This window comes from Chryseobacterium carnipullorum, assembly GCF_900142785.1.
In the GTDB taxonomy this organism is placed as follows: domain Bacteria; phylum Bacteroidota; class Bacteroidia; order Flavobacteriales; family Weeksellaceae; genus Chryseobacterium; species Chryseobacterium carnipullorum.
The window spans coordinates 51,283-68,951 of record NZ_FRCD01000001.1 but is presented as its reverse complement, the minus strand read 5'-3'; the positions used below and the strand labels follow the sequence as shown (position 1 = coordinate 68,951).

Annotated in this window: 15 protein-coding genes; 6 read left to right on the top strand and 9 right to left on the bottom strand. The window is 33.0% G+C overall.

The window, feature by feature from the left end; translation table 11 throughout:
- Position 1 precedes the first annotated feature (1 nt).
- The 3 genes from BUC06_RS00305 (at position 2) to BUC06_RS00295 (ending at position 3,607) form a co-directional block, all read left to right on the top strand.
- Positions 2 to 1,528 (top strand): TSUP family transporter, encoded by a 1,527-nt coding sequence (locus BUC06_RS00305; RefSeq protein WP_073328237.1) that lies wholly within the window; start codon positions 2 to 4, stop codon positions 1,526 to 1,528.
- Positions 1,529 to 1,721: 193 nt separating this feature from the next.
- On the top strand, positions 1,722 to 2,570 hold the full coding sequence (locus BUC06_RS00300) for a hydroxymethylglutaryl-CoA lyase (RefSeq protein WP_073328234.1): 849 nt from the start codon (positions 1,722 to 1,724) through the stop codon (positions 2,568 to 2,570).
- A 197-nt stretch (positions 2,571 to 2,767) separates the two neighbouring features.
- A complete protein-coding gene (locus BUC06_RS00295) occupies positions 2,768 to 3,607 on the top strand; it encodes a sulfurtransferase (RefSeq protein ID WP_073328232.1) in 840 nt (279 codons plus the stop codon).
- Between the two features lie 174 nt (positions 3,608 to 3,781).
- Here the strand turns inward: BUC06_RS00295 and BUC06_RS00290 are convergent, their stop codons facing one another.
- The 5 genes from BUC06_RS00290 to BUC06_RS00270 all read right to left on the bottom strand — a co-directional run bounded on the left by BUC06_RS00290 (position 3,782) and on the right by BUC06_RS00270 (position 6,805).
- Complete coding sequence (locus tag BUC06_RS00290; RefSeq protein ID WP_073328229.1) at positions 3,782 to 4,108, bottom strand: SUF system Fe-S cluster assembly protein; 327 nt, start codon at positions 4,106 to 4,108, stop codon at positions 3,782 to 3,784.
- Positions 4,109 to 4,111: 3 nt separating this feature from the next.
- The gene (locus BUC06_RS00285) at positions 4,112 to 4,813 is read right to left on the bottom strand and encodes a 3'-5' exonuclease (protein WP_073328227.1); all 702 of its coding nucleotides are present in this window, start codon (positions 4,811 to 4,813) and stop codon (positions 4,112 to 4,114) included.
- 14 nt (positions 4,814 to 4,827) lie between these two features.
- Positions 4,828 to 5,175, bottom strand: coding sequence for a tRNA-binding protein (locus BUC06_RS00280; RefSeq protein ID WP_073328224.1), 348 nt, complete (start codon positions 5,173 to 5,175; stop codon positions 4,828 to 4,830).
- Complete coding sequence (locus tag BUC06_RS00275; protein WP_073328222.1) at positions 5,172 to 5,681, bottom strand: hypothetical protein; 510 nt, start codon at positions 5,679 to 5,681, stop codon at positions 5,172 to 5,174. Before BUC06_RS00275 ends, BUC06_RS00280 begins: the two co-directional genes overlap by 4 nt.
- A 146-nt stretch (positions 5,682 to 5,827) precedes the next feature.
- On the bottom strand, positions 5,828 to 6,805 hold the full coding sequence (locus BUC06_RS00270) for a PDDEXK nuclease domain-containing protein (protein WP_073328220.1): 978 nt from the start codon (positions 6,803 to 6,805) through the stop codon (positions 5,828 to 5,830).
- A 463-nt stretch (positions 6,806 to 7,268) separates the two neighbouring features.
- Between BUC06_RS00270 and BUC06_RS00265 the strand changes: the two genes are divergently transcribed.
- From BUC06_RS00265 to BUC06_RS00250, 3 genes are all read left to right on the top strand, one after another.
- Complete coding sequence (locus BUC06_RS00265) at positions 7,269 to 8,957, top strand: LuxR C-terminal-related transcriptional regulator (RefSeq protein ID WP_073328217.1); 1,689 nt, start codon at positions 7,269 to 7,271, stop codon at positions 8,955 to 8,957.
- Between the two features lie 1,008 nt (positions 8,958 to 9,965).
- Positions 9,966 to 11,090 carry a hypothetical protein gene (locus BUC06_RS00255; RefSeq protein WP_073328212.1) on the top strand — a complete coding sequence of 375 codons (1,125 nt, stop codon included), beginning with the start codon at positions 9,966 to 9,968 and terminating at the stop codon, positions 11,088 to 11,090.
- Positions 11,091 to 11,588: 498 nt separating this feature from the next.
- The gene (locus BUC06_RS00250) at positions 11,589 to 13,301 is read left to right on the top strand and encodes a hypothetical protein (RefSeq protein ID WP_073328209.1); all 1,713 of its coding nucleotides are present in this window, start codon (positions 11,589 to 11,591) and stop codon (positions 13,299 to 13,301) included.
- On the opposite strand, the gene BUC06_RS00245 is transcribed toward BUC06_RS00250, so the two are convergent.
- Genes BUC06_RS00245 through BUC06_RS00230 form a run of 4 tightly spaced genes read right to left on the bottom strand, consistent with a single transcriptional unit; the run spans position 13,293 to position 17,621 of the window.
- Positions 13,293 to 14,276: a TniQ family protein gene (locus BUC06_RS00245; protein WP_073328207.1), complete on the bottom strand. Its 984-nt coding sequence runs from the start codon at positions 14,274 to 14,276 to the stop codon at positions 13,293 to 13,295. The two genes, BUC06_RS00250 and BUC06_RS00245, sit on opposite strands and share 9 nt — an antisense overlap.
- Positions 14,277 to 15,158 carry a TniB family NTP-binding protein gene (locus BUC06_RS00240; protein ID WP_073328204.1) on the bottom strand — a complete coding sequence of 294 codons (882 nt, stop codon included), beginning with the start codon at positions 15,156 to 15,158 and terminating at the stop codon, positions 14,277 to 14,279. It abuts the gene before it with no gap.
- Positions 15,133 to 16,965 (bottom strand): helix-turn-helix domain-containing protein, encoded by a 1,833-nt coding sequence (locus BUC06_RS00235; RefSeq protein WP_073328202.1) that lies wholly within the window; start codon positions 16,963 to 16,965, stop codon positions 15,133 to 15,135. The genes BUC06_RS00240 and BUC06_RS00235 overlap by 26 nt, the downstream gene beginning before the upstream one ends.
- 2 nt (positions 16,966 to 16,967) lie before the next feature.
- Entirely contained in the window at positions 16,968 to 17,621 is a 654-nt protein-coding gene (locus BUC06_RS00230) for a heteromeric transposase endonuclease subunit TnsA (protein ID WP_073328199.1), read from the bottom strand.
- Positions 17,622 to 17,669: the final 48 nt, after the last annotated feature.

Sequence of the window (17,669 nt, the reverse complement as noted above, 5' to 3'; positions counted from 1 at the left end):
GATGAGTAACTCTTTATATCCCATATTCTTAAAGCTTGAAGAATTATCACTGCTCATCATTGGCGGTGGCAATATAGCTTTGGAAAAGCTGGAATCTGTTTTGGCGAATTCTCCTGAAGCCCGTATTAAACTGGTGGCCAAAGAAATCAGTCATCAGGTTAAAGAACTCAAACAGGATTATCCGAATCTTACCCTGCATGAGCGATCTTATACAGATAATGATTTTAACAGTGCCGATCTTGCGATTGTGGCGGTGAATGATATTTCTTTAGCGGAGCGGATCCGCAACAGGGCCCACCAGCATAATATACTCGTCAATATTGCTGACAAACCGGGCTTATGTGACTTTTATTTAGGGTCCATTGTCCGGAAGGGAAATCTTAAAATTGCGGTCTCAACTAATGGTAAATCCCCAACGGTGGCCAAAAGATTACGTGAAATTCTAACGGAAACTATTCCTGACGAGGATATGGACGGGCTTCTCGATAATATGCAGAACATCCGGAATCAGTTAAAAGGTGATTTCACCTATAAAGTAAAAGAGTTAAACCGGTTGACGACCAGTTATCTGGATGAAAAAAGCGTTCCATCTGATGAGGTGAAACTGGAGATGGAAAAACTGATCAACATTACTAAAACAGTACGCCGGAGAGCTAATATTTATCTGGGAATCATAGGGGTTATGATCCTTGTCGGATTGTTGGCACTGATCATTTATCAGTTCAATCTATCCGGAGATATTCAGCATTTTCTAAGCAAAGATGGGCATATTTTTTACTGGATGCTGCTGGCTGGCTTTCTGGCAGAGATTGTCGCCGGATCTATGGGAATGGGTTATGGAGTGATCTGTACGACGATTCTGTTGCTTCTGAACGTTCCGCCTCCGGTGGTGAGTGCAAGTATTCATTCTGCAGAATCGTTTACGTCTGCAGCGGGAAGTATCAGTCATTATAAATTAGGGAATGTCAACAAAAAAATGGTGTGGATTTTATTTCCTGTGGCGGCAGTGGGTGCTTTTATCGGAGCCTTTACGCTGTCTCATTTCGGAGAGAAGTATGCTCATATTGTAAAGCCTGTAATCGCTTGCTACACCTTGTACTTGGGAATCAATATCCTTAGAAATGCTTTTAAAAGAAAAGATAAAAAATCAGGACAAATCAGACTAAAAAAAAGAACCAATCTCAGGGTATTGGGATTAGTGGGAGGATTCATTGATTCTTTTGCCGGAGGCGGTTGGGGCCCTTTGGTTACCGGAACATTGATTAAAGAAGGGAGAACGCCCCGCTACGTTGTGGGAAGCTCAACGATGGCTAAGTTTTTACTGACCATTGTGAGTGCTGTAACCTTCATTTTCACCATTGGAATCCATCACTGGAACATTGTCCTGGGACTTCTTCTGGGAGGTGTTTTTACGGCGCCTTTTTCGGCAATGTTTACTTCGCGGCTTCCCGCAAAGAAAATGTTTGCTGTAGTGGGGGTTGTGGTGATTATAATGAGCTTGATTACCATTGTAAAATCATTAACCTAACCATTTTCGAAGAATACAAATTTGTTTTAAATAGGGCATTTCATGTTTTGCTGGGCTTATCAGGAGCCGCATATCAGTTATTGAAATTTTAAATCGGATATAAATATTTGAAAATCAAAATAATGTTAGATTTGTAGGTACCGTAGATAAACTTGTTTAGTTTTATTATATTTGAGAAAATCAAAAAGTAAAAATGTTTCTTACTGAATGTCCTAGAGATGCCATGCAGGGTTGGGGTGAATTTATCCCTACCAGCAAAAAAATAGATTACATTAACTCCCTCATGGAGGTTGGCTTTGATGTACTGGACTGTCTGAGTTTTGTTTCCCCGAAAGCAATTCCACAGATGGCGGATTCTGATGAAGTGGCTGAAAACATCGATACCTCTTTATCCAACACCAAAGTTTCTGCGATCATCGGAAATTACCGAGGCGCTGAAAAAGCATTAAAACATAAGAATGTAGATATTTTAGGCTTTCCGTTTTCTATTTCGGAAACATTCCAGCACAGAAATACCAACAAAAATCAGGAAGAGGCTTTTGATGAGATCATTAAAATGCTTGAACTGGCTACCAGTGAAGGAAAACAGCTGAACATCTATTTTTCCATGGCATTTGGAAACCCTTACGGAGAAATGTGGAAGTGGGAAGATGTAGATTTCTGGGCCAAAAGATTTTCAGAGATTGGGATTAAAGATGTTCTGCTTTCTGATACTACTGGAGTTGCCACGCCTGAGACTATTGCTCTTTTATTTGAAAAGATCCCTTCAAAATACCCTGAGATTAATTTTGGCGGACATTTCCACAACCGCTATGAAGATTCCTATACAAAGCTCAAAGCTGCTTATGATCAAGGGTGCAGAAGATTTGACAGCGCGATCAAAGGAATAGGAGGTTGTCCTATGGCAAAAGATGATCTGGTAGGAAACATGCCGACAGAACAGGTGATCAATTTTATGAGCGTAGAAAAAGTAGATCATAAACTGAATTTATTGAATTTCGAAAGTTCTTATAACAGAGCGAAGGATATCTTTCATTTTTAATAATGAACGTGTAGTAAATTCCCGCAGATTTCACAGAATATACAGGAAATAAATAAGTTAAATAATATAATAATCTGTGTCATCCGTGAAATCTGCGGGAACATAATCAAATAGGAGCGGGTTTTAACCCGCTCTCGTATATTAAAAACTCGATCGGCTTTAGCCAAAACTTATCATTTAACACCAAAATAAACGAAATGTCACCAATAATCTCATCATCCGAACTAAAAAGTATTTTTCAGAATCCCAACCTCATCATCCTTGATGCCAGAGTAGGGAAGGACATTTACCAGACCTATCTTACGAAACACATTAAAGGAGCCCGTTTTATCGATCTGGATAAAGATCTGGCCGATATAGGGGAAGATGCTGCTTTTGGCGGAAGACATCCGCTTCCGGCAGTTGAAAAATTTGCTGAAACACTGTCAGAACTTGGAATCTCAGAAGACGCGCATGTGGTAGTATATGATGATAAGAGTGGGGCCAATGCAGCAGCAAGGGCCTGGTGGATGTTGAAATCTTTTGGATTTGAAAACGTTCAGGTTCTGGATGGTGGAATTCAGTCTGCCGAGAAAGAAGGGGTAGAGTTTTCATCCGGTGAAGAAACCTTTGAAAGATCTTCTGTCATTAAGAAAGATGGTTGGCTTCTTCCTGTTAAAAAATTAGAAGATGTTGAAAATGAGTTACTAAGCCATTTTTCAGCAGTTGTTGACGTAAGGGATGCATACCGGTATAAAGGTGAATCTGAACCTATTGATCTGGTAGCCGGACACATTCCCGGAGCGATTAATATTCCTTTTTCTGAAAACCTGGATGAGAACGGAAATTTCCTGAAACCTGAACTTTTGAAGGCAAAATATACACAACTTTTAAAAGACCAACCTCAGCACCTCATCATCCATTGCGGATCTGGTGTTACAGCGTGTCATACGATTCTGGCATTGGAGTATGCGGGTTTTCCTATTTCTGATCTTTATGTAGGCTCATGGAGTGAATGGAGCAGGAGAGAAGGAAAAGAAATAGCGAAAGAGAGTTAAAAGCATTTTTTTTAAACCATCAACGGCTGTTTAGATTTTAAGCTACTCAATCGTTGATTGCTAAGATGAAATCATCCATAATATTTTTGACAGCTTATTCAACCGTCAATGGATTTTAAGTAAAAAATAAAAGGCTGTCGATACTGACAGCCTCATTTATTTTTAGTGAGAAGTTTAAAGCATTCCCAGTTCAAATTTCGCTTCTTCGCTCATCATATCCTTGTTCCAGCTCGGTTCGAAAGTAAGTTCCAAGTCTACACTTTTTACACCTTCTACTTCTCCTACCTTATCTTTTACCTCCTGTGGCAGGGTTTCTGCAACCGGGCAGTTCGGGGTAGTAAGGGTCATTATAATTTTTACATCGCCATCTTCGGAGATCTGTACATCATAGATGAGGCCTAGTTCGTAAATATCTACCGGGATTTCCGGGTCATATACGGATTTTAAGACCTTGATGATTTCCTCACCAATGTCAGCAATTTGATCGTCTGTAAATTTCATTTTTTAATCTAGATTGATATTCCTTTTCAACAAATTTTCCTGACGCATCCGCCGGAAAACATTTGCCAAAGTTAAGACATCTTTTTCACAATAGTCCACAATTCGCTGCAAGTCTTTTTCTATGTAGTAGATTGATGAAACCATTGAACCGTCTATATCATCTTTAGGTGTAGGAATTCCGAAGACGTGAGCCAGCAATTCCAGGGAAACAAAACTTTTATAATCTCCGAATTTCCAAAGCTCCATTGTATCAATATGCGGAATTTCCCATGGCTTTTTTCCAAACATCTGGAACGGAACAGGAGGCTGCATTCCATTGATCAGGAAACGTCTGGCAATCCAAGGAAAATCAAATTCTTTTCCGTTGTGAGCACAAAGAATAATATTATTCAGTCTCGGGCTGTTGAAAATTTCTCCGAATTCCTGAAGCATCTTTTTTTCATCGTGGCCGGAAAAGCTTTTAATTTTTAAGGTATCATTCTTTTCTACCATTCCGATCGTGATGCAGATGATCTTTCCAAACTCGGCCATAATGCCTGCACGGTCATAAAACTCTGCTGCACTGACATCTTCTTTTCTCTGGAATCTTGTTTTCTTTTCCCAGAGCTTCTGTTCGGTTTCTGGTAAGTCTTCCCATGATCCGGATCCCGGAACGGTCTCAATATCAAGGAATAAAACTTTTTCTAATGGAATGTGTTGTATCATATGGGTTTGTGTTTTTATCCTACCTGCATTCCGTTTTTCACGGGAAGGGATGGTGTCAAAAGAGTAACCTCTTTTTTGTCTTCACCATAAACGCCCAGAACCAGGCATTCGCTGAAGAAATTAGCGATCTGTTTTCTTGGGAAATTGACTACAGCCATGACCTGCTTTCCTGCCAGTTCGTCTTTTTGATAAAGGGAAGTGATCTGAGCAGACGAATTTTTAATTCCAAGTTCCCCGAAATCAATTTGAAGTTGGTAAGAAGGATTTCTTGCTTTCTCAAAATCATTCACGGAAATGATGGTTCCGCATCGGATGTCTATTTTTTCAAAGTCTGTCCAGGATATTTCCGGCTTTATTGTCATGATAATGAATTGATTAAATGTTCTACTTCTGTTTTTTCTACAGCATATTTCTGTTGCAGTTCTGATCCTTCACCCATTCTTCTGTAATATTCCAGCGCCTGGCCTCCAAAGAATTTTTTATAATGATCCGATAGTTCAGGAATCTGTGGAAATACTTTGTGAAAAAGCATTTCAGAATAAGCCTGGAATTCTCTTTCATTTTTGTCTTCAACGACCTGTCCTGGAGCTTTCTGACGGACGTGAAGCATTTCGTGGGCGACCATATTCAGAACAAGGGTCAGATCAAAATCAAATAAATTCTTCGGAATCATGACCGTCTGTGGACCTCCCAATATGCCTTCTGCCGTTAAAAGCATAGAAGTAGGAGACAACTCTTCCCTGAATCCAAAACCTGCAAAGTTTTCATGCTCCAGATCAAAAGAATGGATTAAAAATTGGGCGGCATCCAGAATTTGGTCGTGTTCTTTGTAAGCCTCAAGGTGTAAGTTGATCTGCTCGAAATTCATTCAGAATATGTTTTAAACAAATGTATTAAAATATTTGGAGTGCTACTTTCTTAAAGATAGAATTTTAGATAGGGTTTGTTCTTTGTATGGATTGTAAAAAGGCATCGTTTTTTGAGATTTTAAGCGGGTATTTATGTTGGGTATTTTTATTCTTTTTGATTGTCCAGCTCAAATTTCACTCTGTCTGCCTCTATCAAATTTTTCAGTTCTTTTTCGTCAGGAAGATATGTTCTGTATTTACTTGCGAATAGCTTCTCATTTTCTGACATTACGGAGTATTTCACTACCGTTTCATCTTTTTCGGTACATAAAATAATTCCTATTGTGGGATTGTCATCAACTCCTTTCTTCAGATCATTATACATTCTTACATACATATCCATTTGCCCAATGGCTTCGTGAGTCAGCTTATGAGTTTTAAGATCTACAAGCACAAAGCATTTAAGGTAATAGTTGTAAAATACCAGATCTATATAGAAATCTGAAGTATCAGTAACGATATGCTGCTGTCTGGCAACAAACGCAAATCCTTTCCCTAACTCCATTAAAAATTGCTGAAGGTGCGTAATTAAAGCTGATTCTATTTGAGTTTCAGTTTGTGATATGTCTGAAGGAAGTCCTAAGAATTCAAATATGTAGGGGTCTTTAATATAATTGGATATTTCTTTGTTTTCTGCTTCCGGAAATTTTAATAATCTACCTAAATACTGGCTGTCAATGTTTCTTTGAAGTGTCCTGGTATTCCAGCTTCCTTCAATAGAATGTTCTATATACTGTATTCTGTGTTCAGTATTTTCAATTCTACTAATAATTCGGTAGTGAGTCCAGCTCAATTCGGTACGCACTGCGTTCCAAATTGGAAATGCGATGAAAAAAGCTCGCATGTTATTAAGATTTCTTTCATTAAATCCCTTTCCAAATTCCAATGATAGATGATTAGCAAGATTCTTCAAGACTGATTTTCCATACTTCGCACGAAGTTCACCATTTTGTTCATCCTCAATAATAAGCTGCCCAATTTCCCAATACATTTTCAGCAATATAGTATTACTGTTTCTATAAACTTGGTCTTTGGCATCAACAATAATTTTTGCAATGGAACTGTCACTGGAATTTACAACCAAAGCTTATATAACCATTCATGGCTAAAATGCCGACGATTTCTTAATGATCTGAACTTCTGAAAATTTACTGTTTTCCATAGTCTTCCAAATTTAAAAACTAAATCTTTAATGTTCCGGTTTTTGTTGAATATTACAATTTGTTTTTTCAATGTTTTATTGTTCTGAAGTGATGCTGAAATAATGAATTTTTGACAGATTGTAAGATTAAAATGTTATCTATTTATTTGTAAAATATTGATTATCAAAATCTAAATTTATTATATTGTTATCTAAGCAAATTTAAATACTGACCCAGTACTAATAAATTAAAATAAATACATCGAAAATTGAATATATAAAAAAAAATATATTTTTTTTATATAAAATAATGATAAAAAAATAAGTATTAGTGTTTTTTCATTAGCATAGTTAAAATTATTATATTAACTCATTTTTGAAGTAATTTTAAAAAAAATTACTTCAAATGAAAAACTTTTCATTCCTGCTGATACTTCTTTTATTTTCCTGTAAAAATAGAGAGGATGGAAATAAGTATTTTGATAATCTTAAACAAGAAATTGAAAAAAAAGATCATAGTTTTAATAAGCTAACAAACTTGAAAAAACTTGAGCTTAAAAAATACAGTGAAACCAAGAATAAGCTTTATAAGCTTTCAAGTGAATATATTGATATGCATATTCTTTCAAAAAAAGAAAATTATACCAAGGTGTCGAAAGTCTATGAACTTCTTAAACTGAATGATGGTGAATATGAATTCCTTATAAGCGAATGTAATTTCGAACTGGCCATTTACCTAGAACATTCCTCTCCTAAACTGGCCATGCAATTTTTAGATAAGGCTATTAAAGTAGAAGAAAAATTACCAAGAAAATATTTTCTGCCGCATCTATATCATGTGAAAGGGAGGCTTTATTATAATGAAGGTAATTATCAAATTGCTATGAAGTATTTTGATAAAGCACTCCATTTGTTTGGCCCAAACGAAATTCTTTTTATAGCTTCAATGCACAATAATTTTGGACTGGTCTACAGTAAGTTAGGAAATTATGAACAGGCACGAAGAGAGGCTGAAATAGCCATTAATATTTTAAAAGGAAAGCCTTTGAAGACAGAGGAAGAAAAAGATTTTGTCCATCTTGTTAACAGTCATTTAGGCTTTTATCTCTATAAACTAAAGAAGTATAATGAATGTGAGGAGTATTTGAGACCTGAAATTCAATATTATTTAAACAAACCCTTTTTTTATAAAAGAAAAAATGGAGTTATGGTTACGTTATTTGATTTATATAAAAAAACAAATGAAAAAAGAAAAATGATGGAGCTTATCAATTATTTGATTGAAATTGAGCCAAGAATCAAAGGAACTGAAAACATAATTACATGTAATGAAGTCATCTTAAGATATTATCTCGAATTAAATAATAATACAGAAACTGTAAAACATATCAGTGAAAAGCTTATTCGCCTTAATCATCAGTTAGATGAAGAGAACTACAAAAATATAAGTAATACATCATATTTTGTTGCTGACCAAGCGATTAAGTATATTGACAACAAATATGAATACGAGCTTAGTTTTCAAGAAAAAATCAATATCCTAATAACTGTTATTTTTTTACTCCTACTCCTTATTTCTATCATCATGCTGGTTGCCATCAAAAACAGAAATAAGAAAGATAAATTAATATTTGAACAAAAATCGAGAATACTTGAACATAATGTCAATATGCAAAAGAACAAAATTAAAAGTATGCATCAGAATATTTATCTTAAAACTAAAATTGAAGAAGATTTTCTTAAAGATCTTCGTAAGATAAAGCAATCCAATGATGTGGATAGTGAACAGCTTTTAAGAGATCTTTATCTTAAAGTTCAAAACCTGAGACAGATTGATAAAAAAAATAATTTGTATATAAGCGAAAGTAATCACGAAAATGAGGCTTTTTTATGTAAACTTTCAAAACAATATCCCTCTTTAACCAATAGAGAACTAAAATTGTGTAACTATTTTTTGATCAATTTGTCTGCCAAAGAAATTTCCAGCTTGGAGGGAATTTCCGAAGGAACCATTAGAGTATATAAAACAAAAATAAGAAGAAAACTTAATATCTCAAAAGCAGAGAGCCTTGATAAAATTCTGAAAAAATTCTGAATAAAAGAACAAACAATTGTAGTCTTTAAAAATGTATAATTTATTCTGTAGCATCCATAAATTTTTAATTCTTCAGCTCATTATCAAGGGGCTCGGCTATTTTCGGTATTATTTCACTGTCAAAATAAAATAATGCTGATGTTTATAAGCTCAGAATAAATATATCCTCTAAACAACGTCAAATTTTTTTTGGTAAGCTAATTTCCAGCCAGTCATGGTTTATGGTATACCAAATCAAAACTGGTTTATACCTATGATTAATCCCGGACTCGAAATTAATTAGAATAAGAAACCAGAAATACTTTGCTTAGCCTGATAAAAAAACAGTTTCGTTGCAAAAACAAAAATTTGGGGAGAAAATAACATCCATGCAATCATATATTGATTAGGAGAAGGAATTATTTCTTCAGCTTCATTGTTCCATGCGAATATAATATCGCAAAGTTTAAAAATTGTTCCTCCCAATTATAGGATCTTATAAAAAAATCAATTTCAAAAGAATTAAGCACGTTTGTTATTGTTTTAATTAATTGACAAACACCGTGTTTTTTCGATTATAATAATGTGTCTCCAAAAGTTGAATCTCAAATTTTGGAGATACTTCTAATTTATAAAAAAAGCTTATGCAAAAATAATTCTATGACAGTACCTAGAAATAAATAACTCACTGATAACCTGATTATTACTTTTTATTTTATAACATTTTATAATATATAATGAAGTAGATTGATAACATTTTATACAAGTTTTATTTTGACATATTGAATATATATACTGTAAAATTGCAAAAATATTTACTAAAAAAATGAAAACAATTAACCTCTTTTTTGACCACAAAATTACCTGTGCTTTTTGTAGTATACATGCACAACAAAACCGTGCTTTGGGAATTATTACATCTACGCCAGATGCTTCTGCTATATTAGACATCAGGTCTAATTTTAACATTGCTAAAATAATACTATTATAGAGTGCTTAAAGCATTTAAAACTTAAATAACTAAAAAATATGAAAAAGAAAATTATTATAATAGCCGGCTTTCTTCTCGCCCAATTTGCATTTTCACAAGTAGGTATTAATAATACGAGTCCAAAGGCCACTTTGGATGTAACTGCCAAAACTACAGACGGAAGTAAACCGGAAGGGTTAATTGCTCCAAGACTTACAGGAGACCAGATTAAGGCTGCTAATACGCAGTACGGAGCAAACCAGACAGGAACTCTGGTTTATGCTACAACTACTGTGTCTTCACCAGATCCTAAAACCGTCAATATCACTTCGACAGGCTATTATTATTTTGACGGTGATATTTGGCAGAAAGTAATTAACTCTAACACAGCGGCGGAAAACGGACTTGCAATGTCAGGCAACAAAGTAAAATTGGGTGGTGCACTTACTGAAGCCACTACTATTTCAGGAGCTACAACGAACAATAAGCTTTCCTTAGAAGGAACAGGAAAAGATGCCATTAATTTTGACAACTATACTGCAACCACTACTGTTAACAATTCTACCGTAAGCACCCCAGCAAGCTCCTTAAGCGTCGATGCCGAAAACCACAGAATCGGTATAGGAACAAAAGCCCCTACACAAGAATTAGATATAGAGGGAAAACTGAGGATCGGAAAAATTGAGAAGACATCTTCTGCCAGTGTATCTTCATTGGTAAGGGACGACCATACGGGAGAGATAAAGGTGGCAGGTACAGTTAAAAATAATAAGCCCATTAACTATATAAAGTACGTCTTAAAAAATGTTTATGGCGATTGGGTATATAACTTTAATACTAAGATTCCTGTGAAAGACTACACTTTAGTGGTTGTAGGATCCAGCTTTAGTGAGCCATTTATGAAAAGTGAAACTGTTAATCATCCTGACACATATAATTCTTTTAATGTTAATGCATTTAAGGATGGGACTGTGGGGCATGAAACCTGGAGACTTACAGCGGATTATACAGGTGGTGCACCTGAAAATAAGACTGTGAATGGTGTAGAAGTAGTTGTAAATGGAACTTGGACTATATATTGTCTTGCCATTAATAATTCACAGGTTAAGGTACATGATGATTTGGAGGAAGATCTTGAAGGAAGTAATGTTGGCGAAAGTGCTACAGTTCCACAAGGATTATAAGTTTACTTCAACCAAATTCTATTGTCTGATAATAGCTTTAGTGATAGAGGTTTTGAAAATATTCATTGTACTCATTGCATGCTGTATCTCTCACAATAGCAATTAGAAATTATTTTGAAAAAAGATTCTATAAACACATTGATTTTATTAAAAGACACTATCCCACAAAGTGTGTAAGTTAAAAAGTTAGGCTTGGATTTTATAATCTGAGCCTTTTTTCAAAAATACCTTTAGAGGTAGCTTCAATAGCCTTTTTCAAGATAGTTTGAACTTCATCAGCTGAGTATAAGAGTTTTTCTGCCATTATATCGTTTTAAGAGACAAAATAAAAAATCTAAGATGTGACCTGAATTGAGTTTTATTTTCCGTCTCATTTAATTGTATTGCAAATAAACGTTTTTTTAAACTAATTTTTACCCTTTTTCAATAAAAAATATGCATTCCCATATTTTTCAATATTTTATCATTTACTTATGTTGTTTTTAATATATTAGTGAAATGTTACCACAGTCTCAGATAAGATATAATAGAAAAATAAAGATTGATGAGTTAGTCTTTCATGAAGTAAATAAACCGAATTCATTTTGGGCAATTACATGGCTTGGCAAAACATGTTGGAAAGAGGAAAGAATGAGGAGAGAAATTATCTTAACAAATATCGAAAATAGAGATTTTGATTTTGCAAGAAGTGATAAAAGTATTAAGGTTTATGTTCCTGAAGAAAAAACAATTCATTACTCTTTAGGAACATATTTTGGATATAACGGCGATTTTTTAGAAAACCCGAAATGTGATAGAAACGGTATCACAAGGCTTGAAAATATTGAAGTTAATCCATTAAAGGATTATCATATTAACGGAATACATGGATCTTTAAAAGGAACAGGCTTTCCACTTTACTTTGAAAAGAATGATATGATTTATAAAGGCGCCGGTTATTATTCAGTAAAGCATGGTGATCTAACAATAATTATTCCGGGACATGTTATTCTTTCATACTTTTATTATTTATCAACTTTACAAATATATCATCTTATTTATGGAACATTTGAAGATGGATTAGATAAAAAAATGTACTATACCGAGAATAATATTCCTTTATTTTTTTATAATTCATCAATCATAAGATATCAAGAGGCAAGCGAAATTTCCAAATATAAATTAATTAAAGGAGGATATGAATCAATGGCTCGTATACATTCAGATTTTTATGCTTCCTTAAATCAATCTTGGAACACCGAAAGAAAAGCATATTTAACCTCAAAAATACCATTTAATGAATTGGTTAAACTTGATGTGATAGGTAAAAGAATTTCTAAAGATAAATTTTTAGTTTTTGCTATTGAAAATTTTAACCTATTAGATTCTACAGGTCGAAATTTTATATCCGAAAAATTTGAAATGAAAGATTTGTCTGATCATTCAACATTAAATGAAGAAACAGAAGATCCGGAAAATTATACTCAACAAATTGAAATTCCAAATCCGAATCCAAGGCATACGGACAGGCCTACTAATCATAATTTCAATGTACGTAATGTATTTTTAGATGATGGTCGTAAAAGGTTTTATGAAATACCTGAAAACAAAAAGCAATTAAAAACAGAACAAAAAAAACAATATGTAGCTGAAGATAGAGTTTTTCATAATGTCGATGAAATTTCTGAAAACATTCGTAATCACAATGGTAGAAATAATACCGCTAGGGCTAACTTTTTCGATAATAATACTTTTGATTATATTAAGGCATTATTTGCTGCAGTGACTATACTAGAATCCAAAAATATTGAGTGTAGCTATATATTTATAGATCCGGCTCCATTTAAAAATAGTAGTTATACACCAATAAAAAGTGATAGAATTGCGCCAATAATTATGGTGTCGATTTATTACAATGATTTTAATTATTGTTTAATTGTAAGCAAAAATACCAATAATAAAAAAGGAAGGATGGCATTGCTAAAATGTTCCGAAAAATATTACAGGTTTGAAAGAGAACGTGATAATTTAGTTGAACAATCACTAATACATATGATTAGTAAATTTGGTGATCTGGATTGGGACAAAATTAGGGACACGCAAGAATTGAAGTCAATTATATCAGTCAGTAAAGGATTATCTTTAAGACATCTTTTCAATCATAACAAACTGGAGACAGCTGAGAGAACTGCTGAAAGCCTAGCCCTAAAAATAAAGAAAAAATTAAAGTAGAAATTTACTGTAAATCCAATAAGGTAGTATTTTTTCACTATCAACATAGCCTTTACTTAATTTATAAAATCTGAGATGCTCATTTTGAATATCAGAACGGAGAAAGCTGTTTACTAAAGGAAGAATTTCAAGCCTTTCTTCTATTGACCAAAATTCTATGCTTGATTCATTTGTATTTAAAATAATACGATGAATATCAAGAATATATTCTCTAAATTTATTAGTTTTTCGCGAAGACTTTAATAATCCGGAAAAATATAAGAGGGGCTTTATATAGAAAAAAGAATAATTACAAGTATTATTATAACCATTCTTAATGGTGCCATTTATATATCTCTGATAGCTTATATGCTCCTCAGTAGCTCTCTTGAATTGGTAATTCTGAAATAATTTTTTCTTGCAGTCGAAACAAATATCAATATGAGTGTAATCTATTTCAGAAGTATTTTTTGATGTGAATATTTTAAAAAAATTTATAGGATTACCACAATTTTCACATCTATCCTTTAGGTAACAATAGCATTTAAGGCATACTAATGAGGTAATTAATCTCCAGTTTTTCTTATAATATCCATTTTCTTTTAAACAGTTAGGGCAATATTGTAAACCATACTGTTTTTTATTTTCTCTATTTGATAGTCCTAGTGGTAGTATGTTTGAATAAGTAGAATATTTTTTTGATGTTTCAGTAAAAAGCTTACCTGAATAATCGGAAAGAAACATTTTTTTTATTTTATTCCTTCTTAAAGTAGTGTGATTAGTAAAAAAATCAATCAAAAATGAGTTTGCGGATAGATCAAGATCTCGTCTTAGAGATTTAAAATCTGTAAAGCCAACGTAATTCTGAAGAAAAGTATAAGGTTTAAGATTATATTCATTTGAAAGTCTAAATAACCATGAAGAAAATAATTCATCATGATTAGGTTTTAGACAAATGGGAATTATTGTCTTATTTAAAGAAGGAATATAAACCATTTATGTGATAAATTTCTTTTTACGATCTACAGGAGATAAAAAATCTATATTATTTAAGATGTCTTTTGTTATTTTTTCTTCTCCAGACTTTAATGCTTCAATTGAACTAAGTTCTAATATTTTTGCAATCTCTCCAATCAAACCATCACTCATAGATAAAATTTTATTTACCATTGAAGGTTCGATTAATAGTGACTCTTTTTGTAATGGAAGTAATGTTTCAAAACTTAGTAATAATCTTTTTAACTCAATATCATTATTCCACCGAGGGAGTACTCTTGGCTCAAACCTATTAGCAAGTTGTTGATCGGATTGTATAACATTGAATGCTAATTTTGTACCCGCACAGACAATACATATTTGTAAATCATTTGCAAGATGTTTAATTACATTAAGGAATTTTCTTTGTTTGGTAGGTGCTCCGGCTAAAACATGATGAATCTCATCAATTATAAGAACTTTTGTTTTTAATTTTTCCAATAGTCTTTTTACTCGAAGGTATCTGCTATCAAGTTTTTCTGAGGTTCTGGTTGGTGCAAATAATACTTCTAAAATTGCATTGTAAAATCTTCTCTCGTCAGGCTCAGGTGGAGCCTGAACATATACTACAGGATTCACAACAGAAATATCTTCATCTACATAGGACTCATGTTTTTTTTTAAAACGATCTAATATAGCTGTTTTACCATTATTTGAGTCTCCAACTATCAATAGATTAGGCATCCTATGATTTTTGGGATAAATAATCATTTCATCAAGTTTTGACATTATTTTTGTTGCTTGTCCGTATCCAATCCATTTATTATTTCTGCAGGAAAGGATTCTGTCTTCAATACTTGCCGTCTCTACAAATATTTTAGTTTTTTCTGATAAATGTTTCATCGTCTAAATCTTCAAATGGTAATATTGTTTCAATTATGTCTTTTTCTTCATCTTGCGACTCAAAACTTACTACATCAGTTCTAATCAGGCTGTCATCTTTTCTAATATTTCGAGTTTTGATTGTCCGTTTTCTATTTTTTGCCTCCAAATAATTCAGTTCTCTATACGCTTCAAATATTTTTTCTTCTGTTACTTGTTCACTAGAGTCTTTTAGATCTCTCACAATATCGCGATATTCCCATATAGATAAGGGAGGATATGAAGAATTACGATAAGGAATATCATAATAAGTATTGGACTTGGGCTCTAAGAAATAAACAACACTGATATCTCTGGGATCTCTTTTGAAAATATATTTATTAATTTCTTTTTTATCACTACTATGTATATATTGTCTCAAGACGTCGGCATAATAATAAATGTGATCTATAACTATTCCATACTCTTGCACTGATCTTTCAAAATATGGCATGAAATCTAATTTTGTACTTCGATGATCGTTTATTCTTGGAGAAATACCGCGCCCTAAAACATCATTATTACCCAATATGCCATTTTTATACTTCTCAATTGGTGATACTCCAATAGAACTGTGCTTTCTTTGGTGATAAATTTTAGTTATAAAAACTAAGAGCCATTTTTCCAGCTCATCTAATGTGAATGAAGAATTCTTCTCTGATTCATACTGTTTTCTCTCTGCTACTGAAGAAAATGTAGTTCCTGGTAAATTATGAATTTCTCTGGCAAATGTTCCCATTAATCTTTCGATATGACCTCCCCAATGTGGAGTAGCTACAGGTCTGTATTGTAAGGTAATTCCATAATTTTGACATGCTTTTTTTAGCATATTCCCATGGAATTCTTTAGCATTATCTACGTGAATCGTATCCATTATTCCCCAGCATGGCCAGTCTGCTGTTATATTGTGTTTTGCTAACCACATTTCTTTTGGCAAAATTGAGTTTGCAACACACATTCCCGTACCTAAAGCTCCCGGAGATTCAAATGATAAATAAATTCCCACTACCATTCTACTGTAAACATCTAAAGCGACTGTAAGCCAAGGCCTTTTATAAGGTCTACGATCAAGACCATCAACTAGAGTAATGTCTAATAGCGTGTGATCAATCTGAATGATTGAAAGAGGATATTGGGCATCTTCATAGTGCCCTTTTAAAGGTTCAAACTTGTACCTTGCTTCCTTAATTCCTAATCTTTTTCTAATCTTTTCCTCATCTGATAATGCCTTGACACGAGATCGAATAGTATTAGGGTGCGGGCAAGTAATTTTTAGATTATCACATTCTAGTTGGATTTCTCTAATTAGTTTAGTTATAGATTTTCTAGACTGGTTGAGATAAACAGTATTTATTTTGTTATTTATAATTTCTTCTTGATTTTTTGTTAATCGGCTTTTTCCAATACCTCCGTTTTTCTTTCCTCCAGCAAGAGATGAAACTAGGCCTGTCTCATCAAAGAGTTTTAACCATCTGTATATAGTAGGTACACTTATATTGTTTTCTTTTGCCGTTTTTGTAATTATGTCCAAATTTCCTCTATTAGATAGTATTGGAGATATAACCTCATATCTACTTTTTGCTCGTTCCCAATCCTTTTCTGGTAAAGATTCCAAGTATATTGTTTGGTTGGGATAAAATGGTTTTAGTTCATCTAATCTTACTGTGTGAATAATATTTGTTTGAACTTCCTCAATGGTTACTGTTGATATATTGAGAATTTTTATAATGATACATTCTTTATCATTATAAAAAACTTTTTCGCCTGTGCTTATAAATATTCTATCCATCCTTATTTCCAAATTAACGTATTCATAGAAAGCTTCTCTTCTTCATTAAAGTTAATTAAATAATTACTAACTAGATACCAAAGGTGAAATAGAAGTTCTGCTTTTCTATTATCATCTGAAGAACATTCATTTATTAGATTGGTTATTGTTGTTTGTTCTAATTTTTCCAATGTATCTAATATATATTCAATATCTCCAAGGTTTGTTTTAAATCGTGGAGTTTTATAATTTGCAAGAAATTTAGAATTAAACATCTGGGGAGTATTAATCTGAGATTCTGTCAGAATTTTGAAGGAAATATTATTACTATTGCAAAATTCACGGGCTGCTTTGAATTTTGGTTCTAAAAGCTCTTTTTTTTCTAAGAGGTCTTTTTCGTATTTCACTTCAATGATCTCTTGTTCACCATTATGATATTGAACATAAAAATCCGGAATATATTTTCTTGTGGTATTCCCGTCAAAATATTCAATTTCAATAGGTTGCTCACAATACATACTAACATCACACCTTCTTTCTAAAAGGTATGTTAAATTCATCTCCAATTGAGATTCAAATTCAATTATGCTATTGTTTTTAACACTGGAGATTTGCCCGGTAAGACTAAAGGAATTTTTTCCAATTTTTCTTGACTTTTTAAAACTGATTATCACCATATTCTGTAATTAAGATTATGTAGTGACTTATCTTAAGTTTCTATTATC